Here is a 25,076-nt window from a genome sequence, read left to right as displayed (position 1 = left end):
CTAAATTTCAAATTATAACAAAACTTTATTGTCGAAGCATTTTTTCAATATATTCGGACATATCCGAATTGCCACGCCTATCACGCTAGTTTTGTGCCAAAAGCGATTCGATGATAGCGATAATTTTGGGCTTGTTTGAAGCGATACTCATTGCAAAAGCTACGTTGTGTGAAGCTAGCTTGTATGCTCTAATACTTGCTTGATCGAGTGCATTTAAAACCCCTGCGATACTTTCTGGGCTAAATTTATCAGCTGTTTTACCCACCCCGCTAGATTCTATGATTGCCTTGATTTCAGGGGATGGATAAGCAACCACGCATAATCGTGACTGGATATATTCAAAAAATTTATTCGGCAGGGCAAAGGTATTATTGAAGCTATTGTTTGGCAAGGTGATGATACCAATATCAAAACGATTGCAAAACGGAATAATATCCCCCATCGGCACGGGCGGGAGAAACTTAAGATTTTTTAGCCCCAAAGCTTGGGATTTTAGGCTTTCAAAAAATCCTGCCTGGTTACTCATCCCCATCACGTATAGACAAAATCGCTCATCAAGCCTTGTAGCGATTTCTAAGAGATTTTTAGAATCTCTATCAGGGCTCAAAAACCCGTGGTAGATAATGCCAATCGTATCATCAATCTCTGATGGCAAAAGGTCATAAAATGGCGGGAGAGAATGCAAGACCTCGCAAGGAATCCCAAAAACCTCTTTGTATTTTTGAGCAATCGCAGTATTGACACTCATAGCGCCATCGACTGCGGGCAAGTATGTTTGGCACAAATACTCAAAAAATGCCCCAAAAGTCTCCATCCATAACGCATCGTTTTCATATTCGAGCGGGTAAAATTCACGCAAATCAATCAAAAGCTTCGGGCGAATTTTGCACGAGGCGTGAGCAAATCTGGTAGCAAAAGGCAAGAGCGTAATATCTTCGATGATGATCAAATCTAAGGGGGGCAAAGCAGATAAAATCTCTGTAATTACTTCGCGATTGGGTGTCTCGATAAGTTTGTCAAAATCTCGATTGAGGCAATGATGTAAAATCGCCTCATTTTCTTCTTGGGTGCGCTCTTTGGAGGTTTTATCTGGCGGGAAATAAAAATATTTCACACCATCGGTATTTGAAAACCCTGATGGCAAATCCCGGTTTGAACTTTTGGAAATACAAAAAACTTCATATATTTCTTTTAGCATTTCGATCATCCGAAAGGGTCTAGGACGCTTGCTTGCATCACAATCACAAAGAATAGCTACTTTTTTCTTCACAATTATTTCCTCTCACATTCCCTTTTGCGAGCAAAAAAGCATACCCACTTGGCAGGATACAAATCGCACGCTTTTTGCCGTGTTTTTCTAAAACAATTTTTACAGAATGCTCCAATCGCACCCGCTCTTTGCCACAATGAGGGAGTCCAAAACGATCAAAATAGATACGATTGAGTCTTTTTCCCTCACAACCCTTATCAGACTCAATATGCAAATCTTGCAAGCCGTAAGCCTCAGCCAGGCGAATAAAAACACTCGAATTATTCTTGCAAGCCTGGGCGATATTGGTGTTATTGTAGCCACTCAAGCATTTTCTATCATTCCCCCCGATCGCAATAATATCCCCATCCATCGGTCTGCCATCATAATTTGTCGTCGGGGCAAAACGGGGCGTATCGACATAAATGCTATAGCTTGTGAATGCATATTCGCCTTTCATATGAAATTGTATTTGCCACATCGGATTTTTTTGTATCAAGCCGTGTTCATCAATGCTTTTGAAACGATTTTTGAGCGATTTTGTTTGCTCAAGATCTGTATAGATTAGATTATCATTCAACGCCAAATGGCGGGCATAAGATAAATGCTCCAGCAAGGAATTTGCCGCCACATTTAGTGTGGCATTGGTTTTTGGAAAAGCAAAAAAAGCCAAAATGCTCACTAAAGACAAAACCACCAATATTTCAAACAAACTAAATGCTGTTCTCATTTTTTTATCTTGATGATGTTATACGTTCGGATATTTCTCCCCATAGCTGTAATGCCAATGTCGCCTTTTGTGCCATTGGGAATCTTGATGAGCCGCAAATCCTTGCTGTCTTTGATACCATAAAACAAAAGTCGCAATGCCAGTCGCTCATCTTTGGTATTTACAGCATTGATACCATATTTTTTCAATGCACCTGCGAGCTCTTGGACCACATAATACCCAGAGGCAAAATTATCTTTGGCACTAAAAAAATAACTCAAACGATTGCCAAACAAACAAAAAGTCTCAAGAAACAGCACCGCAAAAACAATAAAAAAACGCATTTTGTAGCGGGTGCGAAAACGTGGCAAACGAATCCTTAGGTCATTGAAAAAACTTTTTATCATCACAGGCAAGCCCACCACACTCACCGGGATAAAACTATCAGAATCAATATTTTGGCGGATGGAGAGCAGTAACACAAACACCAAACTACTCACCCCGATATACGTCATCAGATTGTTTTGATTTTTTGTAATCGCCCAATACAGCGCATAACTATAATAAATAAACAAAAAAGGAGAAAATAACATCGCCATTTCTCCCAAAACATCCAAAAAATGCCCCTGCGGCCTGCCCCCAATATCAAGATCAAACAAATACATATTCACGCCAAAGCCACACAGACAATAGATAATCGTTTTTGGCATTTTGTTTTTCATCGCATAAAACACCACTGCCAAAAGCAACACGCTAAAACTGCCATCAATAAAAATACTCAAAAACAACGAAATATACGGGATACGCTTATAGCGGATATTGATGTAGCAAATCCAGAGCGAGACCAAAATAATCAGCCCGCTTTTTAATAACAAAATCGCACTCAGATTAATCCCAGGCAACATCGCATAAACCAAAACCGCAAAAAGGCTGTCAGTGGGCTTTTTGAGATAATTTCTGCTGATAGCATAAATCAAAAGCATATTCAAAAAATGAATCACAACAAAAGGGCCACGCAACGCATAGTCATTTTGCCCAAAAATCTGCGTGCTTAAACGTGCCAAATCAAAAACAAAATTTTTCTCATAAAAAAAGCCATAAGCTTCTTTGTAGCTAATAGACATCTGGCTTATCATCCAAAACTGCAAAATAACGCTACCAGAGGCAATCAGCAAAAAGAAAATATCAACAACATCACCCGCTCGTCTGGTTTGGCTGTGCCTATCTAACCAAAATCGCAGATACAAAATAATGCCTTGAAAGGTTTGTGCTCCCATCAAAAAATCTCGTTAAACCGATACCCGCATTCTAGGAGTTTGAATCGAATCTGTTCTTTGTGTTCCCTGCCTTTTGTCTCCAAAGCCATCGTTACGCTCGCATCACCATAATCGAGATTCGTGCTGACCCGATCATAATCGATTTGAACGATGTTTGCGCCTACTTGGGTCAAAATATCTGTGAGTTTCTGCAAGCTTCCGGGCTTATCGATCAAAATCACCTTGAATTTCATCTTGCGATCAGATTTCAACAAACCTTTTTCGATGATGAGGTTTAGCATTGTTACATCGATATTCCCCCCGCTAAGCACCACGCCGACCTTATCTGTGGGTTTTAGCTCAATCTTTTTATGCAACAATGCTGCCACACCCACAGCACCCGCACCCTCAACAACTAGTTTTTGGTTTTCAAGCAGATACAAAATACCGCTAGCGATTTCTTCATCATCGACCTCAAGAATATCGCTCACACCCTCGCAAATATAAGCGAAATTTTTCTCATTCACATCGCGCACAGCTATCCCATCAGCAATCGTGCGGACAGAATCGACCTTTTGGATACCCCGCTGTTTGAAGCTCTCTTTCATCGCAGGGGCGCCCTTTGCTGTTACGCCAATGATTTTGACATCGGGCTTGAGTGCATTATAGGCACTCGCAATCCCCCCTATCAACCCCCCGCCACCAATGGGAACAAGGACGATATTAAGTTCCGGCTCTTCTTCTATCATCTCCAAGGCAATGCTCCCTTGACCTGCCATCACCTCATCATCAGCAAAAGGATGGATAAAATGCAAGCGTTGTTCTTGGGAAAGTTTTAGGGCATAGGCATAGGCTTCATCATAATTATCACCTGCCAAAATCACCTCTGCGCCGAGCTTTTTTGTCGCAATCACTTTGAGAAGCGGGGTTGCTTCAGGCATTACGATCACAGCACGAATGCCAAAATGACTGGCTGCATACGCCACACCTTGGGCGTGATTCCCCGCTGAAGCGGCAATGACGCCGTTTTGGCGTGCTTGCTTGTCCATACTGGCGATTTTATTGAATGCGCCACGTATCTTAAATGCTCCTGTTCGCTGGAGATTTTCCTTTTTGAGATAAATCTGCGCGCCACTTTCTTGGCTAAGCCGTGGGGCAAAAGAAAGCGGGATGGTCTCAATTACTGAAGCTATGCACGAGCGGGCTTGTTGGATTTTTTCTAAAGCAATCATTACTGCCCCCCTAATAATCTTTGGTGTTCTATCTTGATACATTGATTTGCAACCACGCTAATACCTTGAGATTCTAGCATATCTTTGGCTTGGGCATTAGAAATCCCTAATTGCATCCAAAAGACCTTTGGCAAAAATCCTGACGCCAAGATTTCTTGGGCGATTTGCACACACGCTTCACTCTTGCGAAATACCACAACAATATCAGGGCGCTCTGTGCGTAATGCCTCTGTCATATCGTGATAAACCTTTTGCCCCAAAATGCTATCGCCTTTGGGATAAATAGGCACGACCTGATAATGGGCATTTAAGAGATATTTCCCGACTTGGTGGCTATCTTTGCTTACATCGGGACTCAAACCCACAATGGCAATTTTTTTGGCTTCTTTTAAAATCAATGGCATATCAAGCATTTTTTATCCTTTTTATATCACGTAAAAACACGGGCAGGGCGATCAAAATCCCAGAAAGCAAGATCAAAATAATCCCAATCCCACTCATCAAATCCGGAAAACGATCGCCCAAAAACAATCCCAACAATACCCCCCAGACAATACGACTATAATCAATGGGGGCGACAATGCCGGCAGGGGCAAGCATATAAGCACGGGTAAGGAACTGCTGTCCAAATGTCCCGGCTAAGCCCATCGCCACGATATATACCCACGCCATCCCATTAGGCGAACTCCAGCCATTTGAGAGATACGGGATAGGCAAAAAAATCCCCACGCCTCCAATCAATGTCATCGTAATGCCAAAAGCAAATACAACGCTTTTTTCATCAAAATAATCGCGCAAACTCCGCAATGTAATAAATGCCAACGCCGCACTCACCCCGCTAAAAATCCCAGCGAATATATTTGTAGCCTCTAGCCCCCCTACGCTAGGATTGCTAATGCAAATCACACCGATAAACCCAATGATAGTCGCGAGTATCACCCCGATTTTGGGTCGTTCTTTTAAAAAAATTATCGAAAAAATCACGGTATAAATCGGCACACTTTGGGCAAACGCTGTCGCAGTCCCTAGCGGGATGGTAGCGATATTATAAAACAAAGCCAGCATACTTAATCCCCCAATCACCGCACGAAACACCAGCTTAGCCCAACCGCCTTTTTTCTTGGCTTTGTTATTCGGCGGGGAAATGCTAAAAATGCCTAGCACAAAAACCACCATCACAAACGATCGGAAAAATATATTTTCCATCGGGGAAAGCTCAGGGGAGAGAAGTTTTACAAAAGCATTCATCAATGCAAAACTAAATGATGATGCTGCCATATAAAAAATCCCTTGAGCGGTTTGGGAATATTGCATCATTGTCCTTTTAGAAAAACGATTCGAAAAAATAAGCTCAAAATATAAAGCAAAGTATAAAACATTTTTTATTTTTAACCCTTAAAATATTGGCTTATTTTGATGTTTTTTGGCAAATTTTACAGGAAGTGGCATTGGAGATTGTGATAAAGATTTCAAAAAATTCAAGGATTTTTCAAGATAAACTATCGAAAAAAGATGTAGAATAATAAAAATAAATGGACAGGAGGAGACCTGCCATTTATTTAAAAGGAAGATAATGCGAAGCCAAAGCAATGGGAGACATTGCTCTAACTAAAATCACGATTTACAAACTAAACAACCAAACTAAAGGAGACCCACACCACAACCACACCTATTCTCCTTATAGTTTTTAATGAAACAACCAAACAATTAGGAATTATTTTTTCATTTTATGAGGATTACCTTCACCTCCTACGTAGCGAATTTCACTACCGATAATATCGTAAGCTTGTCCAAATCCTTTGACAAACCTGCCATTTCCAAAATGCAAGGCGACAAGATGGAAATCCATCATATTTCTAATAGTCTTGATCCCACCAGCACCGCCGGTTTGCGTAACAAAACTATCAAAAACCTTGTCAAACTCCTCGCCACGCTCAATGAAACTAACTTCTGTTTTGTAGCGTAGGCGTTTTCGTAAAATCACAGATTTCGCTTTGGATTCGTCTTCAAGAAACATCACCTCAACGTTCTTAGGATTTGCTTTCAAGCTCGCATAGTGTTCGCTCACTTCACTGATATAAATATAACATTTCCCATTATGCTTCAAAAGCGGGGCATAAGAACAAACCACGCTACCTGATGGATGGAGGCTTGAAATAGTAATCGAACCAAACTCATTGATAAAAGCTTGGATTTCTTTCTCCACAGAAGCGATATCAAGCGTTTTGGGAACACTCTGGCAAAGCTCGATGATAGCGTTTTTTAAATCCTTTTGCATATCAGAGACTTTTTGGGGAAATTCCACCCGAAAGCTCTTGCTATCATCATAGCCAATATCCATACCCATCGCATCCACAGCCAAAAGCTTGACATTCTTGGGATCAGAAATCTGCCCAAACTTTTTCAAAAGTCCTGCCATCTCTGCTTGATGGTGATCGTTCATATGGTTAATCACACTTTGAAATTCCATTTTTTTCTCCTTCAGTTTTTATGAATGAACTGAAACTTTAGCGTTTGTTTTTAAATTGATGTATTATAAACCATATTAGCTTAAACAAATATAAAAAATAGTAATTATTATCATTTTATAAAAATTTAGTCTCTAATTCCCCTATTTGCGAATACGCAAGCTATTAAGCACAACCAAAAACGAACTCACGCTCATACTTAGTGCCGCAATCAAAGGGATAACAAACCCCGCAATCGCCAAAGGTATCATCAATGCGTTATAAACGATACTCAAGGTGATATTTTGCTTGATGATTTTATATGTCCTTTTAGAAATAACAAACGCTTCTAAAAGCGTGGTAAGCTTGTCATCAAGCACCACAACATCCGAAGAAGCGATGGCAATATCACTACCTGCCCCCATCGATATACCCACATCGCTTTTGCCCAATGCCAAAGCGTCATTGATACCATCGCCCACCATCACCACAATCTCGCCATTTTGATGGTAACTATCTACAATCTGGGCTTTTTCTTCAGGATTCAACGTTGCCAAAAAATCCTTGATACCTAGCTCCCTAGCGACCCCACTTACCACAGCTTCCCTATCCCCGCTAAGTATCTGTATATTCGTATGAGTTTTTTTGAGCGTATCGACAAATTGCTTTGCCCCTGTTTTCAAAGCGTCTTTGAGCAAAAACACCCCGACGAGTTCCCCATCAACGCCATACCCAAATACCATATTTTCACCAAAATCACTGGTATCAAGCCCATCGGGTATCTTCACCCCTTGTGCGCCCAAATACTCCAAACTCCCCCCGCAAAGCTTTTTGCCCAAGCCCACCCCTTCAATCCCCCTAGCAGGACTCTGGCAAAATTCACTGATAGCAACCTGTGATTCCCCCAAAAATCTAGCGATACCTTCTGAAATCGGGTGCTTGCTTTTACGCACAAAAGCACCCAACAGCCCTTTGTCAAACGGCTTTAATTCCAAAACTTTCACGACACTAGGCTCACCCATAGTGAGCGTGCCTGTTTTATCCAAAAGCACCCGTGAGACCTTTGCCATACTTTCCAAAAACGAAGCTTCTTTGAATGCCAAACCTTTTTGATACGCCTCACCAAGCCCTACCACCGTGGCAATCGGCGTAGCCAAAGCCAACGCACACGGACACGAAATCACGATCACAGAAATCGCTATCATCAATGAATACTCAAACGAAGCGCCCCCCAAATAATGCCAACCTAAAAAACTCAATGCCCCAATCCCTAAAACCGCTTTTGAAAAAACCTGCGAAAGCGAATTTGCAAGCGTCTGGATACGGGGCTTATGGATGATACAATCTTCCAAAAGCCTCACCAATCGGCTCATCAAAGAATCTTCAAAAAGCTTAGAAACCTGGTAAGTAAAGCTTCTATCGGTATTGACATAGCCTGAAAATACCTCCGCTCCAGATTGTGCGCAAAGAGGCAACGATTCGCCATTGAGTGCGCGCGTATCCAAAACCACCTCATCGCTTATCAAAACCCCATCGAGTGCCAAAGATTCCCCCGGTGATACCTCGATAATATCGCCAACCTTGACTTCTTGGGGGGTTTTAGCAATCTTTTGGGAATCTTGCAAAACCATCACGCTATGAGGAATCTTAGAACTCAGTTTATCAAGCGCATCGCCGGCTACTTTTTTGGATTTGATTTCCAAGAATTTCCCAGCAAACACAATCGTAATAATCATCGCCACCGATTCAAAATACGTCTCCCCACCGCCCCAAATCGCTGCATAAATCGAATACGCGTATGTCAGGCTTGCCCCCGTGCAAACGAGCAAATCCATCCCGACAAAACGATTTTTTAGCCCATAATACGCCCCAACAAAAAACACCCTACCGGTATAAAACAACACGGGCGTGGATAATACAAAAGAAACCAAGTTCAAGACATTTTTCATCTCTTGGCTGATCCCCAAAAAATACCCCGCATACTGCGCCACAGCTATCCACATAATATTCATCGTGCAAAAAATCGCCACAATCAAAGCGATGTAGTAACTCCGTCGTTCTTTTTTGGATTTGACTTCTTGGATCTCTGGGTCGTAAGCATACGCATCATAGCCGATGGAGCGGATCAATGACACAATTTTTGAGGGGCTGATTTTATTGGGGTCAAATGTGATTTTTACCCGATTGTTCGTATAATGCACGCTCGCTTCATAAATCCCCTCTTGGGCATTGAGGATTTTTTCATTCAGCCAAACACACGCCGCACAATGAATCCCCTCCAAAATCAAAGAAATCTGGGAAAGTCCATCGCTATGGTTTGTATAGATATATTTTTTTGCAAATGCGGGGGTATCAAAAGAAGCCAAATCGCTTTCTGAAGTTCTCTCCCCAACAGGTGCGAGGGTGTTTTGCCCCAATTTATCATAAAAGCCTTCAAATCCGCTTTGTTTGAGTAAAAAATACACACTTTCACACCCCTGACAACAAAAATACAGATCTTCCCCATCATCACAAACGTGCTTCAAAGCGTTTTTGGGGTATTGCAAATGGCAGTGCGAACAAGCTAGCATTAAAATATCCTCATCAAGATTTCTCTAGCGATGTCCCAGCCTTACACATCGCTTCTTTTATGTCGCTCGCAAATACCTTGATACTATGGGTGTTTGCACGCTGATAAATCGCTCTGACCTCTGGGGTATTGTCGGTTTGGCGTGGGGAATTATGCGTAAAAAGCGGGGGCAAAATCTTGAGGCTGGATTTGGTATTGATACGGGCTTTACATAACAAAAGGCTGGCTTCTTTATCCAAGCGAGGATACACAAATCGTGCGATTTCAGCACTCCATCCTGTCTTTTTCAATGTATAAAAAACGCGATGGGCTTCCTTGGCGTCATAGCAAAATACAAAGCTCCCCTTGGGCTTTAGGAGTCTTTTTGCTTGCATACACAGCTTCTCAAAAGGCAAAAACTCCTCATATCTAGCCTGAGAAATCCGATGATTTAGCGATTTCAAGACGCCATCTCTATAAAATGGCGGATTAGAAATGATACAATCAAACTTTTCACTGCTTACATATTCCTTTGCATATGCCAAAAAATCCGCACAAATCACAACAGCGCCTAACTTGGCATTTTTTGCATTCAATGCAGACAAAAACGCACTTGCCTCATCACGCTCAACCATCACTAACCTCGCCCCGCTATCTCGTGCGCACAACAAACCCACGACCCCACTACCTGAACCCACCTCCAAAATATAAGAAGATTTTTTCAAAAATCCCCGTGCAAAATCATACAAAAATAAACTATCGCTATTGTAACAATACCCATCGTGGAGTTGGTAGATTTTTAAGATTTTTTTATCCATAATAATGCGTCATTCCCTAATGGTTGCGTATAAACCAACTCCCCATCCCAAGCAAATCCCGCCATCAATATATCCCGTGCGTTTGGCTTTAGTGTCGGGGAATAATGCACCAAAACCATATCGATAGATGGTGCTAAACTTTCAAAAAGTCCCCAACCTCCCTCAATGATATTAAAACCCCGCTCCAAGCCTAGCTCTGAAATCTGATGGCAAATGCGGATCTCGCGACCTGGCACGCCAAAGGCAGGGATACTTGTATCAAACCCGCCAAATTTATCATTACGCCCGCCCTCGTGTATGCCATCAAACCCGGTTTGAGATGTCAAAACCCGCACATCTGGAGCATTTCTAAGCCCATCGGGTGGGGCATTTTTGCCATCATTATTTGAAGCATACCGGCAATCTAATAGTGGTCTATCCTCCCTGAATGTCTTCCCGGAAACAATCAACGCATTTGCCACCCGACGCTGGTTGTGGGTAAATTCCCTCGATAACGCCCCTGAAATCACCCCGCTTTGATAGTTTCCATCCAGGCGCATAGCGATTTTAAATAGATTAAAATGCCCGGTTTTTTTCAAGCACAAAAAGGGATAAAGCAAATCATTGCATTCCTTTTCTGCTACACCAAAACAAACTTCAATCCCAGCATTTGCAAGCCTTTTGGCACCACCTTGGGCATTACCTTGCGTCTCTGTTGCCCCGATGATGACCCTTTTGGGTTTGATAATCTCCAAAAGCTCCGCACACGGGGGCGTTTTGCCATAATGATTGCAAGGCTCAAGCGTAACATAAATACTACAATTTCTAAAAATGCCCCGATGGTTTTTTGCCAAAAAAGAATGCAAAGCGCTCGCTTCTCCCTCAGGGCAAACCTCATTGGTGAGGGCTTCATAGGCAATCTTGATGGCACTAACTTCAGCGTGGGCTTCACCACTTTTGGTATGGGCGCAAATAGAGAGTATCTCGCCATTTTCACCGATAACCATCGCCGCGACTGCGGGATTAGGAAGCGGGAGGGTTTGGTATTTCCACGCCTCTTGCAGGCATAATGCCATCAGCTTTGTATCATTAAGCATAGTCATATGTCCTTTTAGATTTTTACTCGATTCACATTGCGAATCTGAAGACCACTCCGCAAGATGTAAAATCTTGCTTCGTTCCTAAAGCACAGGGTTATTCCCAGCTACCGCTGGTCATCAACCCAGTTTTATAGGTTTCCATTCAATTCGATAAATCGAATCTGAAGACCGCTCAAACAGGCAAAGCCTGCTTTCGCTCCTAAAGGCTTTCGCCTGATAACTTTTCTAATGCTTTGAACTTTCTCATCGCACACAAGTGCGACAAAGAAAGCAGTTTCAGATTTAAAATAAATCCAAGACTTTAAATCTTATCTGCTCGCAAACCCAAGCCCGCTACGCCCTGTCATCTGAACCACTAAGGGGGCGTGTCGGGGGGTAGGGGTTTAAGGGGTCTAGGGGGGCGGACTTCGCAATTTAAGCCCCCCTGACCCCTTTCTAGCTAGTATAAGAAAAAATAACTAGTCGCACAGCTATGGAAAAACATTGTTATCTAAGCGATTCACAAGCAAATCTAAAGACCCGTTTCATTATTTTTTACTCGGTTTGCTTAAAAACAAACCAAGTAAAATTTAATGCGCAAAAAAAGGCAGATATAAAAACCCATTGATAACCAAAGCATTCACAATATCAATAAAAAATGCCCCCACCAATGGCACAACAATAAACGTTGCGTGGGAATAACCATAGTGATTGGTTACTGTTTGCATATTTACCATCGCTGTAGGCGTTGCCCCCAGCCCAAAGCCACAATGCCCCGCAGCAAAAACAGCCGCATCATAGTCTTTGCCACAAAATCTAAAGGTTATAAACACCGCATAAAGCACCATCACGACAACTTGGCACACCAAAATCACCACCATTGGTAATGCTAATGCCACGAGTTCCCATAGGTTGATAGTCATCAGGGCAAATGCCAAGAACAGCGACAAACTGACATTCCCAAGGACTGCAACCTCACGATCAAAAACCTTATGGATATTGAGCGCAGAAAGGATATTTCTGAGGATAACGCCCATAAAGAGACACCAAACAAACGTTGGCAGTGTAAAATTGGAATGTTCTTTGACATATTCAGAAATACTTGTTCCCAAAAGTAACGCTACAGCAATTAATGCCAGAGATTCCACAAAACTTGAAGCCGTAATCAAGCGTTCTTTTTTGGGCGATTCAAAGCCTACCGGCTGGATGTCATCTTTTGTGCCATCTTCGCTAACACCGGGTGTTTTGAGTTTGTATTTGGCAATCAAATACCTTGCCACAGGTCCGCCGATAAGCCCCCCGCTAATAAGCCCAAACGTCGCACAAGCCATCGCCACTTCCATCGCAGGAGAAAAGTTATAAGGTGCAGCTTTGAATATCTCTGCCCAAGCGCCACCCGTTCCGTGTCCCCCGCTCATCGTGATAGAACCCCCAAGCATTCCCATCAAGGGATTGACCCCCATCGCTTCAGCGACTGCGACACCAATGATATTTTGCAAAAACAACAGCCCCACCACGATGACTAAAAATATCGCTAACATCTTGCCCCCTTTTTTCAAAGAAGCAAAATCAGCGCTCAAGCCAATCGAGGTAAAAAATGCCAACATCAACGGGTCTTTCAAAGAAGAATCGAATTTCATCTCAAAATTAAAAAGCTTATAGCAAACTAGCACCAACAATGCTGCGACCACGCCACCAACAACGGGCTCAGGGATATCATAATCCCGCAAAAACTTGACCTTTTTGATGATATATCGCCCTAGCAGTAGCACCGCTACCATACACACCAGTGTCGCATAAACATTAAAATTCATCGTCTGCATTATTTTCCTTTAATATCTATTTTTTACTCGATTCAGTTTTTCAAACTGAATCTGAAGACCGCTTTTTGGAGGCTAAGCTTTCAGTCGCTCCTAAAGTTATTGGGTTATTCCCTGCTTCGCAGGTCATCAACCCAGTTTCTAAGGTATTTAAATCTTATCCACCAACAAACCAAAGCCAGCTACGCACTTTCACCCTATCTGCTAAGGGGGCGTGCAGTGGGTGGGGGAAGGTCTTAGGAAGGGGGCGGGCGACGCTTCGCAGGTAGAACCCCGCCCCCTCCTAATAGGCGTAAGCCTAAAACATTATTTTTTACTCGATTCGATAAATCGAATCTGAAGACCACTCCGCAAGATGTGAAATCTTGCTTCGTTCCTAAAGTAACCATCTCACACCCAGCCAGAGGCTGTGCGTTCGAGATAAGTTTCTAAGGTATCAATTCACAAGCAAATCCTCTTCACCGCTAGGCTTAGACCCGCTCACCCAAATCTAAGGCATCTTAAAATTCAAATGCCTTTAATTCTAAAAAACTTTAGCTTAAATTATGTAAAATTTCTTTTGAACCAAAAAATCCGCTTCATTTTTTTGGATTTGCTTACGAAGTTGCTTGGATTGAAGCTTTTTAATCCTATAATGGCAAATCTTATTTCATCATTTTAGGAGCTCATAGAATGAATACAGTCTTACAGATAGGTGCGGGTGGCGTCGGTGGCGTGGTCGCCCATAAGCTTGCGATGAATCGTGATGTTTTTGGCAAAATCATTCTAGCAAGCAGGACACTCAAAAAATGCCAAGAAATTGCCCAAAACGTGCGTTCTAAGGGCTATGGAGAGATTATTTGTGAAAGCGTGGATGCCGATGATGTTGCTGCCCTAGTTGCCCTCATCAACCAATACAAACCCAAAGTCGTCATCAATGTCGCTCTCCCCTATCAAGATCTCACGATTATGCAGGCGTGCCTACTGACAAAAACCCACTATCTTGACACCGCTAATTACGAACATCCCGATACAGCAAAGTTCGAATACAAAGAACAATGGGCGTTTGGCAAATCCTACAAAGAAGCAGGGATTTTTGCGCTCTTAGGCTCTGGTTTTGACCCTGGTGTTACGAATGTATTTTGTGCCTATGCCCAAAAGCATTATTTCGATGAGATCCACTCCATCGATATTCTCGACTGCAATGCAGGGGATCACGGCTACGCATTTGCGACAAATTTCAACCCCGAAATCAATCTTAGAGAAGTCAGCTCCAAGGGGAGATATTGGGAAAATGGCAAATGGATAGAGACCGAACCGATGGAAATTATGCAAGTATGGGCATACCCTGAAATTGGCGAAAAAGACTCGTATTTGCTCTATCACGAAGAGCTTGAATCACTCGTAAAAAATATCAAAGGTCTGCAACGCATCCGGTTTTTTATGACGTTTTCACAAAGCTACCTCAACCATATGCGATGCCTGCAAAACATCGGGATGTTACGCATTGATGAGGTCGATCACAATGGCGTAAAAATCATCCCTATCCAATTCCTCAAAACACTTCTCCCCGACCCATCAAGCCTAGCAGGCAAGACCAAAGGCAAGACCAATATCGGTTGCTATATCCAAGGCAGAAAAAATGGGCAAGAAAAAACCCTCTATATCTACAATGTATGCGATCATCAAGCCTGCTATGAAGAGGTCAATTCCCAAGCTATCAGCTACACCACAGGCGTGCCAGCAATGATTGGGGCAAAACTCATCTGCGAAGACAAATGGGGGGTGAAATCCATCGGGGCAGGCGTGTTTAATATGGAAGAACTCGACCCTGATCCCTTTATGGAAGAACTCACCAAACAAGGGCTCCCTTGGGAGGTTATTGAGAGGTAATCTCTGCCCCTCTTGCTTATCAACAAGCCAAACACCCATCCAAAAATACCCTTGAATGATTAAAAAAATGCTATCATTTTTGTTTTTTAGATTCATTTCACATCTCAAGAATCTCGCATTATCTCATCAAAAAAGGATTTAGTTTGTTGTCAAAAATCAAAAAAAGCCATCTTCTTTCAGCCATCAGCGTGCTTTTGATTATTCTTTTTATCTGTATGGATCAGCCCAGCCTTTATGGCAAACTCGCCCAAATGAATACCCAAATGCCAGATATAGAGAAAAATTTTGTGGTTATTTTTGCTTATCTGGTGAGTTTTTTGTGTCTCCTGCTCGCTTCACGCGCACCTACTATCATCAAATATAGCCTATTTGTGCTTATTGCTGTCTCTACGATTGTTTGCGATGTTTTCTTTTTAGCAGGGGGAAAAGTGCTTGAATACCCTGATTTTATCGTGCTGTTTCAAGCCAAAGCCAATGCTTTTGACGCCATAGCGATGTATGCCCCTTTTATCTTCAAATCTCTTGGGCATATTGCTATTCTTTTGGTGGCATTTCTGATTGTCCCACAAAAGGGCAAAAAAATTGTAGGGGGGGGGGCATTAGCGTGCTTTATCGCATTATTTTGCATTACACTAGGGGTTTGTATCATCAAAAAAGGTGGGGCGACCAACAAACTCCCCACCACCGCTTCGATTTACGCCCTTTTTGCCGCCTATCAAATCGATAACTTCACCAACCCCCATATCTACAAATACACCACCGACGCCCAGCCAAAATACCCATCCAAAACGCCTCATCTGGTTTTGATTGTCGATGAAAGCGTGCGCTATGACTTCTCCCCTTTTGAAAGAATCCGCTTAGATACGACCGAAAATAATTTATGGCATATCTATGATTTTAAGCTAGCCACTTCGGGGGCAAATTGTTCAGCCACAAGCAATATTATCTTGCGTAAAAATGCCCAACCCAAACACCTCAAAGATGATCTTTATAACAACGCTTTGATTTGGAGCTTTGCAAACAACGCCGGCTATACGACCTATCTATACGATGCACAGGGTTTAGGCAAAGGGCACGATTATTTTGATGAGAAAGAACGCGAGCTTATCTCTCACAATATCAGCCAACACATCACCAACGACACACAAATCCTCGATGCCCTCTCCTATCTAGATAGCCCACAAAAAAGCTTTACTTATATCATCAAAAAAGGCTCGCACTTTCCCTATGAGAGCAATTACCCAAAAGGTTTTGAAGTCCCATTTTCTAGTCCCTATATCCAAAAAGAACTCCCCTTTCGCCAAAACTACATCAACGCAGTCGTGTATCAAAGCGATAATTTTTTCAATGAGCTTTTCAAGAAAAAATTCCAACAACCCGTGATGATTATCTATACTTCTGACCACGGGCAAAATCTCAAAGACACATATGGATTCACCCATTGCACCACTCCAGATGTGAAGCCCTATATCGGCGAAGGTCTCGTTCCTTTGGTGGTTATCACGAATTTTAAAAGCAAAGAACTCCAAAAAGCCCAAACGGAGAATTTAAACAAAACATCGCATTTTAATATCATCCCCACGTTTTTAAAAGAAATGGGCTTTGAAGCCAGCGGGAGCTTGTATGAACCCATCAGAGAGCCTTTGAAAGGATTTTTTTATCGTTCAGTATTTGGGTATTTTGGCTCAGAACCACCCTATGCAGAATATATTGACCCCACCCTGCCAGATCACATACCAACGGAGCGTTTCCGCTAAGAATTTATCGCTATCTAAAACCATCGCCCAAGCTCTTGGGCTTTCCCCCAAAGCAGTCTTTCTGTGCCCAGCATTGTTTTGTCCTAAAAAATATAATTTCTCTTAAAAATTCTCATATTTTTCAATGATTTAGCAATAAAAAATATAATAACTAAGAATCAGACAATCCAAACATATAAAGAAAATAAATTATCTTTTTTTGACAAAACTTTCAAAAATCGCATCCAACGTTTCAGGGCAAGCCAGACACAGGCACAAAAATTCTTAATACGGAACGAAAACAATGCCATCATCTCAAAATCTAAACGAGATTTTCAGACCGAATGAAATGCCAATGTTCTGGGGTTCTTTAGGCAGACCCGAATTACCCCCCAAGATACGACTGCTGTATGCATTCGGCTGGATTGTCGTGCTCTTTGCTGCAGGATTGCAAAATAATCTCGTGATTGCCAACATTTATGAAGTCCAAGGCAATCTTGGACTCACGCCCGCAGAGGGGACAATCGTTACGGCTTCGTATTATATGGGCTATGCGTGGATGAGTGTGGTTCTTTTCAAAATGCGCCAACAATTTGGGATGAAGGTATTTTTTAGCTTTGCGCTTTGTATTTTGGTGGTCATCCACGGCATACAAATGATTTATGAGGATTTTTATATCGCTGTGATCACGAGATTTCTCAATGGCTTACTCGGGAGTAGCCTATCGACTTTGTGCGTGTATTATGTTTTGCAAATGCTCCCGCCTCAAAAAAAATACCTAGCGATGTGCCTAAGTGTCGGGCTTATCCAAGTGGGTTCTTCTGCGGCTAGGTGGATGTTGCCGTATTTGATGATCAATGAAGACGCCCATTTGAGTATTTTTATTGATATGGGAATGACATTGCTTGTTTTGGCTGTCTATTTGCTTATCGAATTGCCCCCATCCCAAACCGGCAAATCCTTTTGCCTAAAAGATATCCCCTCAATCCTCCTCTATGCAATGGGAACGGCGACATTTTGCTTGATTTTTAGTATCGGCAATACCATCTGGTGGGAAGATCCTTGGATAGCCTATGGGCTTTGTATCGCCATTATTTGTTTGACATTATTTTTTATTCTCGAAAATTATCGGGAAAAGCCCTTGATTAATTTTTCTTTTATCGGCAAATTTCAAGTCTTAAGACTCTGTCTAGCCGGCGCATTTGCCCGTATGTGTTTGGCTGAACAAACCACAGGGGCGACGGGATTATTCAAAAATGTCTTAGGATATACCGATTACCAACTCATATCTTATTATGGTGTTATCACATTGGGGGCGCTTTTTGGGGGATTGTCCTGCATTGGGGTGATGAACTACAAACGCACCAGCCTCATTATGGTGATTTCGTTTGCAATGCTTATTATTGGCTCATTTGCCTCCACCGGGCTTTCACCCTCTGTAATGCCCTCTAACCTCTATTTCCCCCAATTCCTCATCGCAGCTTCGAGTGTGTTTTTCATCGGGCCATTATTTGCCGAAGGTATCACCATATCAATGCCACGAGGGGGTAATTATGTCATCACATTCATCGCGGTATTTGGCTTTTCACAAAGCGTGTTTGGATTGCTTGGTTCTGCTTTGATTGGTTATTTTATCCAAGAGCGCACCGCGATGTATCTCCAAACCCTTATCAATCATTCTCCTGATACGAGCGCGCTCAATGCCCTCACGCCCAACCTACACGCCCAGCTTAGCAAAGAAGCTGGCGTGCTAGCTTATAATGATCTATTTTGTGTCATCGGCTTGGTTGCTGCAGCTATATTTGTCTTATTGGCAATCCACTGGGCTTATTATGCACGACGCAAAGCAACGCCTATTGATAGGGAGCTTGACATCCTCACGCGCAAGAGTATGCAAAATAACCGCAAAGCACAAGCCTTAGACAAAGAAAAAAAGTCCTGAAGGAAAGTTTATGCCATTTCTCAATCACTGGAGACCCAAAAAACCCAATTTATTCACAAGCATTATCGCCACTTTGATGGCAATCGCTGGTATCTTGTGTATCTTGTATGCTTGGGAATTGCCCCCATTTTTTCGCGGGCTTATCAACACCAATGACGCCTATGTCCAATCCAAAGTTACTTTGATTTCCCCCCGTGTGAGTGGCTATGTAACCCAAATCTATGCGAAAGATTTTGCAACACTCAAAGCAGGTGATCCTATTTTGCAAATCGATCCAAGCGTCTTTATCCAAAAAGTCAATGAAGCCAAAGCCAATCTTGAAAGTGCGGAATCTGCTTTGATGAGCTATGATCAAAACTACCAATTACGCCAAGCCAATCTCAATGAAAAAAAAGCTGTGATTGACACCAACGAAGCAACCTATCAAAATGCGATGACTCAAAATAAACGTGTCGCTAAGCTTGTCAAAAATGGATCGCTTAGCCAAAGAGAGTTTGAAGACACCCAAACAGCGCTCAAAAAAGCAAAATACGCCCTCGAAGAATCCCAAGCCCAATACAAAGAAGCCCTCCAAGAACTAAAAGCTTATAAAATCAGCAAATCTGCTTTAGAAGCTGATGTCAAGCGGGCAAGTGCTGCGTTGGAGTTAGCCAAGATCGATTTGGATTACTCGCTCATCAAAGCCCCTGTTGATGGGCAGATCAGCGAGGTGGGGGCGAGATTGGGGCAATTTGTCTCCCAAGGCACGCCACTGACTTTCCTCATCCCCCATCTCAAATGGGTGCAGGCGAATTTCAAAGAAACCAAAATGAAAAATGTCCAAATCGGGCAACGGGCGACATTCCGTGTTGATGCGCTAGGTGGGGCGGAACTACAAGGCGTGGTTGAAGATATTTCACCTGCAACAGGGAGCCAATACAGCGCTATTAAGGTCAATAATGCCACAGGCAATTTCATCAAGGTCATCCAGAGGATTCCTGTTCGCATTCGTATCGATACCAATAACCCGCTTGCAGAAAAACTCAAACCCGGTATGAGTGTGATTGCTACCATCCACACCCAAGGGGATTAAAATGCCTACCCGTCGAATCATTATGGCTTTTGCGATCGGGATTTTGCTGTCTTCTTGTGCGCCCAAAATCCCAGAAATCCCAAAAGACGCTGGAGTTGTGATGGACTTGCCTCTAAATGCCAACGAAAAAATCAACAAAGATTGGTGGCAAAACTTCAACGATAATGATTTGATGTTTCTCATAGAAAAGGCAAGAGACTACAATAGCGATGTGCAGATTTCTAAAACCCATATACAAGAAGCCCTAGCTGCACTCAAAGTTGCCAGATCGACGTTATTCCCCAGTGTGAGTTTGAGCGCAAACCCCCAATACACCCAAAACACCCTTACCCCGCTTTTTGGCTTCAAAGCACCTGTTGGGGCGCTTGATCCTGCTCTTAATATTTCTTATGATTTTGATTTTTTTGGCAAAAATGCCAACGAGCGAAAAAGCAAGCTGTATCAAACACAAGCTATCATCGCACAAACCTACGCCACACAACTCAATATTGATTCGATCGTAGCAAGCACGTATATCAACCTGCTCGCACTCAAAGACCATCTCAAGCTATTGCAAGATACGCTAAAAACAAGAAAAATCCAATTGGAAATTTCTACAGACAAGGCGAGTGTAGGCTATACCAGCGGGTATGACAACCAACAAGCAAAAATCCAATATGAAGCCACAAAATCCCAAATCGCTCCCGTGCAACTTGCTATCATCAAAACACAAAATGCCCTCGAAGAACTCACAGGCGTGCGCTCAAAAGATCTCAAAACCGCCCAAAGCCTAGCCCTCATCAACCAGCCTAGCTTGCCAAAAGACATCCCATCATCGATTTTGAGGCATCGACCCGATATCGCTTATGCCGAATTTGCGCTCGCTGCCAGCAGTGCTACTTTGGCAAAAGCACGGGCAAATTTCTTGCCAAGTTTCAATCTCATTGCCAATATTGGGGCGTTTATGGTTACAAGCTTTACAGGGGTTTCTGCAATCATCCCTGTGGGTGCATTGGGAACAAGCATTTTAGCCCCCATCTTTGAAGGGGGCAGGCTAAAAGGTGAATTTGCCATCGCTAATGCAAAAAGAGATGAAGCCGCCTATACCTATAAAAAAATCGTCCTCAATGCCCTCAAAGAAATCAGGGACGCTCAAGCAAGCATTGAATGGACAAAAAAACAACAAACTTCTCTTGATAATGAATATCAAGCCGCACGCAAGACCCTAGAATATGCCAAAGACAGATATGAAAGTGGCTACTCTTCTTATCTGGAAGTTGTAGATGCGGAGCGTTCGCTTTTGGAGCTTGAAGTCGAGATTATCGACCTCAAAGCCACCTATATACAATCCCTCATTAATCTTTATCACGCCCTTGGGAGTGGATTTGACACCGCTAGAGTCAAAATCCCAAATAGCAAGAAAAAATAATCTCCTGCCTGTAAAAGCACCCGGCGAATATTTTGGGAAATCCCATCTTATTTGATAGGCTTAGCATTGTTGGCAGTGATTTGAAAATCGGCTTTTTACACGATAATAAAATTGGCAAAGACTGCTTTAATAGGGTTTTTTTATTTGAGAGGGGAAAGAAAGATGATTGCGATCGATTCAATAAAGCAAGCAGGAATTGCTTCCTGCAAGCGGTATGCGGTCTGTTTGCAAACAAACCGGTTACGCCCCTTTAGGTGGTTTAAAAGCCGTAACCTTGGGAGCTTCGCCATTGTATTTTTCGATATTTACCAGCGTGGTGTGTGAGATATTGCCATTGGCAAGCTTGGAGGTCGGTATATCAATGGTAAGCACATTCGCACAGCCATTTTTACAAAGCGAGCCGATTTTGCCAGGCTCTAAAGGATCATACCACGCCCCTTCAGATAGCCTCACAACGCCCTGACTGATGTCTTTTGTTACAAATGCCCCCGCTAGGACCTGCCCACGCTTATTAAACACCCGCACGATGTCGCCGTGCTTTATGCCCTTTTTCTTGGCGTCTTTGTCATTTATCCAGATAGGCTCTCTATCAGCAATGGCGTATTTTTGCCTGAGGCTAGTATTGGCAAGCTGGGAATGCAATCGATGACCTGGGTGTGCTGTAATGAGGGCAAATTCAGCAGGTTTTTCCTTCATACCCAACCACTCGATAGGCTCTAGCCACGTCGGGTGAGGCGGGCAATCTTTGTATTTCATCTTTTCTATGGTTTTTGAATAGATCTCAATCTTACCAGATGGCGTCCCCAATGGCTCTAAAATAGGGTCTTCCCTAAAATCGCTATAGCGAACCCATTCCTCATTTTCTATCGGGGCTTCAAAGGTGAGGGGCAAGTTTTTAGTCCAAAACTCCCTGAAACTAGGCATTGGGATATTTCCTGCCTTTGCTTGGGAGAGCGCTGTCTCATAAAAGCTCTCGATCCATTCCATCGGGCTTTTATTCTCGCTGTATTTTTCATAAATGCCAAATTTTTTAGCCAAATCGCAGAAAATTTCATAATCGCTTTTTGCTTCAAATTGTGGCTTCACGACAGCTTTCATCGGCACGATATTGAGATTAGAATAATCCCCAGTCATCGTGATGTCATCTCGCTCATAGCTCGTTGTGATCGGCATTACAATATCAGCATATCTCGCAGTGGGCGTCCAATAAATCTCGTGCACAACGATGGTGTTGGGCTTTCTCCACGCTTTTACCAATTCATTTGTATTTTGGTGATGGACCATCGGATTCCCGCCCACCCAGTAGATAAAATCAATATCAGGATAGGTGATTTTTTGCCCGTTAAAATCAATTTTCTTGCCCGGATTTGATAGAGCATCGGCGATTCTTGCGACAGGGAAATTAAATTTCGTGCCTTCTAAAAGCCAGCTTGCCCCACTTTCTGCTTTGCTAGAATTGCCTAGATTCATCCCGCCGACCACAGGGCCTTTTGTCGTCGGCACACCGCCATTGCTATAATGATATGACAACCCAAAGCCCCCGCCAGGAAGCCCGATTTGACCAATCATAGAAGCGAGCGTGACCAACATCCAGTGAGGTTGCTCGCCGTGATGGGCGCGTTGCATTCCCCAGCCAGACATAAACATTGTCCGATTGTCATAGAATGTTTTTGCCAACTCTTTGATGGTTTTTGCAGGGATACCCGTGATTTTTGACGCCCATTTTGCGTCTTTTGGCGTCTTGTCGGTTTTGCCTAGCAAATAATCTTGGAATTTTTCAAAGCCCTCGGTGTAATTATCGACAAAATCCTTGTTATATTCCCCTGAAACAAGCATACTATGAGCGATTCCAAGCATTAAAGCCACATCGGTGTTTGGCGTAGGGGCAATCCATTTGGCATTCAAAAATTTCGCCGTTTCATTATAGACAGGATCGATACAAATGATTTGTTTTTTGGAATCCCTTAACGCTTTGAGATATTCCAACCCTTGAGAGTCGCTTGAAGTCCAGGCGATTTTTAGCGTTAGAAGCGGGTTTGCCCCCCAAATCACGATTACTTTAGAATGCTCTAGCACCACAGGCCAGCTGGTTTGTTGCTCATAAACCTCGATAGTCCCTAGCACGTGGGGCATAATCACTTGGGAAGCCCCGGTGGAATAATCCCCCGTAGATCCTGTAAAGCCCCCATTCATACCCATAAATCGTTGCAACAAAATGCGACTATTGTGCATATTGCCACTGCTTTTCCAGCCATAAGAGCCTGCAAAAATGCTTTGCGGTCCTTTGGTGTCTCTGGTCTTTTTGAGCCTTTTGGCGATGAGATCAATAGCTTCTTCATAACTCACCCGCACCCATTCATCACCACCTCGCAATTCTGGCTGGGGCTTGTCGGGATTTTTGAGATAGGATTTTCTCACCATTGGGTATTTGATACGATCTTGGGCATAGATTTGATCGCTCACGACGCCTTGAAGCGAGTTTGGCATAGTTTGCTTGATGGCATTTTCGCTTTTAACAACCTTGCCATTTTTCACAGATACCTTTAAAATCCCCCAATGCGCTGCTGTGATGACCTCGCCATCAAGCACAAAAGATGGTGAAAATTTCTTTACCCCCGAGGCGAGCAATACCCCACGATCAAGGGCAAAATCCACAAATGGGATGGTGGCACAAAGTGCGCTAAATTTAAGCAAACTGCGGCGTTTTTGGTCGTAATTTTTCATTTTGTCTCCTTGAAATCTTTGGAATGTTTTTGCAAATATTGGGTCAGAAGATAGCCATCATCCTTGCTAAGCCCTGTCCTATTGATCATAGATTTAACCACGCTTGGCCACTGATTCGCCCCAAACTCCCTTGGCTCGTGCGATGGGTGGCACGATGAGCAACTCTGGACATACAAATCATTAGCTTTTTTGTAAAGAGCTTGTAGGTCTGGGGTCATATCGCCTTTATCAGCGTAAAGCTCGACATAGACTTTGTTATAGACATTTTTTGTCTCGGGGTCTTTTTGCGTAGCAAGGACTTTCAATTTTGCCCCCGAATTTTTGCTTAAACCCGCAACCAAAATGCGCTTGCCAACCACGTAATAAATCGCATTATCCACCCCTTCTTGCGTATAGCCCTCAATGCCTAAAAGCAATCTTGTGGGTGTTTCTTTGATGATTTTAACCTGTGAAGTAGGCAAAAGCTTGCCGATGACTTTTGTAGAGTTAGGATCAAGATAAAGCTGTTTAGTAGTTTCGGCGTAAAAAACGTCTTTTGCCCCCAAACAGCTCATCAAGCCCACAATTAACCATAGTGAAATTTTCCTCATTATTACCTCCTTTTTTTGGTGCGTTATGATTATATTCTAAAGCCCCGAAAATCCCCTATTTTTGGGAATAAAATCCGTAATATAAAAAAATATATATAGAATTTTGTAATCATTTGGCATTAGCAGGATGTGATGGAGCTAAATTTTCAAAGCGTGCTGGGCGCACCCGAATTGATTCTTTTGTGGCTAGGTGGGTGTTGGTTATGATTTGATGGGATGGGGATTTGACACAGCTGGAGTCAAAATTTTAGACAGCAAGAAAAAATAATCAATGCGATGAGTAATACCGCATAAATGCTTTGAAACATCTCATCTCAAAGCATAATTTTGTGGCATTTAAAATACGAGCAATTCTCTTTTGAGCTTATTGAGGGCATCGATTTCTTTTTTTAACGCATCGATTTGTTCGTTGATTTGAGAAAATACCGCCATACTGACGTGTTCGGGCATATCTTGGGAACCCCTTTTGATCATAATATAATCCACCAATGTGATCTTTGCCATATTCAGCAGTATCTGTATTTCATCTCGAATCGATTCGATGTTTCTAAAAATTTCATCTATTTTCTCAAACATTTCTTCCCCTATTTACACT

General features: G+C 42.7%; 19 protein-coding genes. 5 read left to right on the top strand and 14 right to left on the bottom strand.

Annotation, left to right across the window (positions count from 1 at the left end; translation table 11 throughout):
- Nucleotides 1-85: 85 nt before the first annotated feature.
- From BJI48_RS02225 to gltS, 11 genes are all read right to left on the bottom strand, one after another.
- Nucleotides 86-1,270: a capsular biosynthesis protein gene (locus tag BJI48_RS02225; protein WP_095331409.1), complete on the bottom strand. Its 1,185-nt coding sequence runs from the start codon at nt 1,268-1,270 to the stop codon at nt 86-88.
- A complete protein-coding gene (locus BJI48_RS02220) occupies nt 1,242-1,979 on the bottom strand; it encodes a prepilin-type N-terminal cleavage/methylation domain-containing protein (protein WP_095331407.1) in 738 nt (245 codons plus the stop codon). Before BJI48_RS02220 ends, BJI48_RS02225 begins: the two co-directional genes overlap by 29 nt.
- Nucleotides 1,976-3,235 carry a glycosyltransferase family 39 protein gene (locus BJI48_RS02215; protein ID WP_095331405.1) on the bottom strand — a complete coding sequence of 420 codons (1,260 nt, stop codon included), beginning with the start codon at nt 3,233-3,235 and terminating at the stop codon, nt 1,976-1,978. The genes BJI48_RS02220 and BJI48_RS02215 overlap by 4 nt, the downstream gene beginning before the upstream one ends.
- The gene (gene ilvA / locus BJI48_RS02210; RefSeq protein ID WP_095331403.1) at nt 3,235-4,446 is read right to left on the bottom strand and encodes a threonine ammonia-lyase; all 1,212 of its coding nucleotides are present in this window, start codon (nt 4,444-4,446) and stop codon (nt 3,235-3,237) included. The genes BJI48_RS02215 and ilvA overlap by 1 nt, the downstream gene beginning before the upstream one ends.
- Nucleotides 4,446-4,859, bottom strand: a complete 414-nt coding sequence (locus tag BJI48_RS02205; protein ID WP_095331401.1) for a CoA-binding protein — start codon at nt 4,857-4,859, stop codon at nt 4,446-4,448. Before BJI48_RS02205 ends, ilvA begins: the two co-directional genes overlap by 1 nt.
- A complete protein-coding gene (locus BJI48_RS02200) occupies nt 4,852-5,760 on the bottom strand; it encodes a DMT family transporter (RefSeq protein ID WP_095331399.1) in 909 nt (302 codons plus the stop codon). Before BJI48_RS02200 ends, BJI48_RS02205 begins: the two co-directional genes overlap by 8 nt.
- A 400-nt stretch (nt 5,761-6,160) precedes the next feature.
- On the bottom strand, nt 6,161-6,916 hold the full coding sequence (locus BJI48_RS02195; protein ID WP_095331396.1) for a HugZ family heme oxygenase: 756 nt from the start codon (nt 6,914-6,916) through the stop codon (nt 6,161-6,163).
- 141 nt (nt 6,917-7,057) lie between these two features.
- Entirely contained in the window at nt 7,058-9,463 is a 2,406-nt protein-coding gene (locus tag BJI48_RS02190) for a heavy metal translocating P-type ATPase (RefSeq protein ID WP_095331394.1), read from the bottom strand.
- A gap of 13 nt (nt 9,464-9,476) precedes the next feature.
- On the bottom strand, nt 9,477-10,259 hold the full coding sequence (locus BJI48_RS02185) for a methyltransferase (RefSeq protein WP_095331392.1): 783 nt from the start codon (nt 10,257-10,259) through the stop codon (nt 9,477-9,479).
- Entirely contained in the window at nt 10,241-11,335 is a 1,095-nt protein-coding gene (gene ribD / locus BJI48_RS02180; protein WP_095331390.1) for a bifunctional diaminohydroxyphosphoribosylaminopyrimidine deaminase/5-amino-6-(5-phosphoribosylamino)uracil reductase RibD, read from the bottom strand. The genes BJI48_RS02185 and ribD overlap by 19 nt, the downstream gene beginning before the upstream one ends.
- A gap of 572 nt (nt 11,336-11,907) precedes the next feature.
- On the bottom strand, nt 11,908-13,140 hold the full coding sequence (gltS, locus tag BJI48_RS02175) for a sodium/glutamate symporter (protein WP_095331387.1): 1,233 nt from the start codon (nt 13,138-13,140) through the stop codon (nt 11,908-11,910).
- Between the two features lie 669 nt (nt 13,141-13,809).
- Here gltS and BJI48_RS02170 point away from each other — a divergent pair.
- The 5 genes from BJI48_RS02170 to BJI48_RS02150 all read left to right on the top strand — a co-directional run bounded on the left by BJI48_RS02170 (nt 13,810) and on the right by BJI48_RS02150 (nt 21,167).
- Nucleotides 13,810-15,009, top strand: coding sequence for a saccharopine dehydrogenase family protein (locus tag BJI48_RS02170; RefSeq protein ID WP_095331385.1), 1,200 nt, complete (start codon nt 13,810-13,812; stop codon nt 15,007-15,009).
- A 146-nt stretch (nt 15,010-15,155) separates the two neighbouring features.
- Entirely contained in the window at nt 15,156-16,766 is a 1,611-nt protein-coding gene (locus BJI48_RS02165) for a sulfatase-like hydrolase/transferase (protein ID WP_143428757.1), read from the top strand.
- Between the two features lie 283 nt (nt 16,767-17,049).
- Nucleotides 17,050-18,687, top strand: coding sequence for an MFS transporter (locus BJI48_RS02160; protein WP_095331381.1), 1,638 nt, complete (start codon nt 17,050-17,052; stop codon nt 18,685-18,687).
- Between the two features lie 10 nt (nt 18,688-18,697).
- Nucleotides 18,698-19,759 carry an HlyD family secretion protein gene (locus BJI48_RS02155; protein WP_095331379.1) on the top strand — a complete coding sequence of 354 codons (1,062 nt, stop codon included), beginning with the start codon at nt 18,698-18,700 and terminating at the stop codon, nt 19,757-19,759.
- 1 nt (nt 19,760) lies between these two features.
- Nucleotides 19,761-21,167 carry an efflux transporter outer membrane subunit gene (locus BJI48_RS02150; protein WP_095331377.1) on the top strand — a complete coding sequence of 469 codons (1,407 nt, stop codon included), beginning with the start codon at nt 19,761-19,763 and terminating at the stop codon, nt 21,165-21,167.
- Nucleotides 21,168-21,407: 240 nt separating this feature from the next.
- Here BJI48_RS02150 and torA read toward each other — a convergent pair whose 3' ends face one another.
- From torA to BJI48_RS02135, 3 genes are all read right to left on the bottom strand, one after another.
- A complete protein-coding gene (gene torA / locus BJI48_RS02145; protein ID WP_095331375.1) occupies nt 21,408-23,891 on the bottom strand; it encodes a trimethylamine-N-oxide reductase TorA in 2,484 nt (827 codons plus the stop codon).
- Nucleotides 23,888-24,481 (bottom strand): cytochrome C, encoded by a 594-nt coding sequence (locus BJI48_RS02140; protein ID WP_095331373.1) that lies wholly within the window; start codon nt 24,479-24,481, stop codon nt 23,888-23,890. Before BJI48_RS02140 ends, torA begins: the two co-directional genes overlap by 4 nt.
- 336 nt (nt 24,482-24,817) lie before the next feature.
- On the bottom strand, nt 24,818-25,057 hold the full coding sequence (locus tag BJI48_RS02135; RefSeq protein ID WP_095331371.1) for a DUF2443 family protein: 240 nt from the start codon (nt 25,055-25,057) through the stop codon (nt 24,818-24,820).
- Between the last annotated feature and the right edge of the window lie 19 nt (nt 25,058-25,076).

Origin of the sequence: Helicobacter sp. 11S02596-1, assembly GCF_002272825.1 — a bacterium.
Taxonomy (GTDB): Bacteria; Campylobacterota; Campylobacteria; order Campylobacterales; family Helicobacteraceae; genus Helicobacter_J.
Note: the sequence above shows the minus strand (reverse complement) of the source record. Positions and strands in the feature narration are given on the sequence as shown.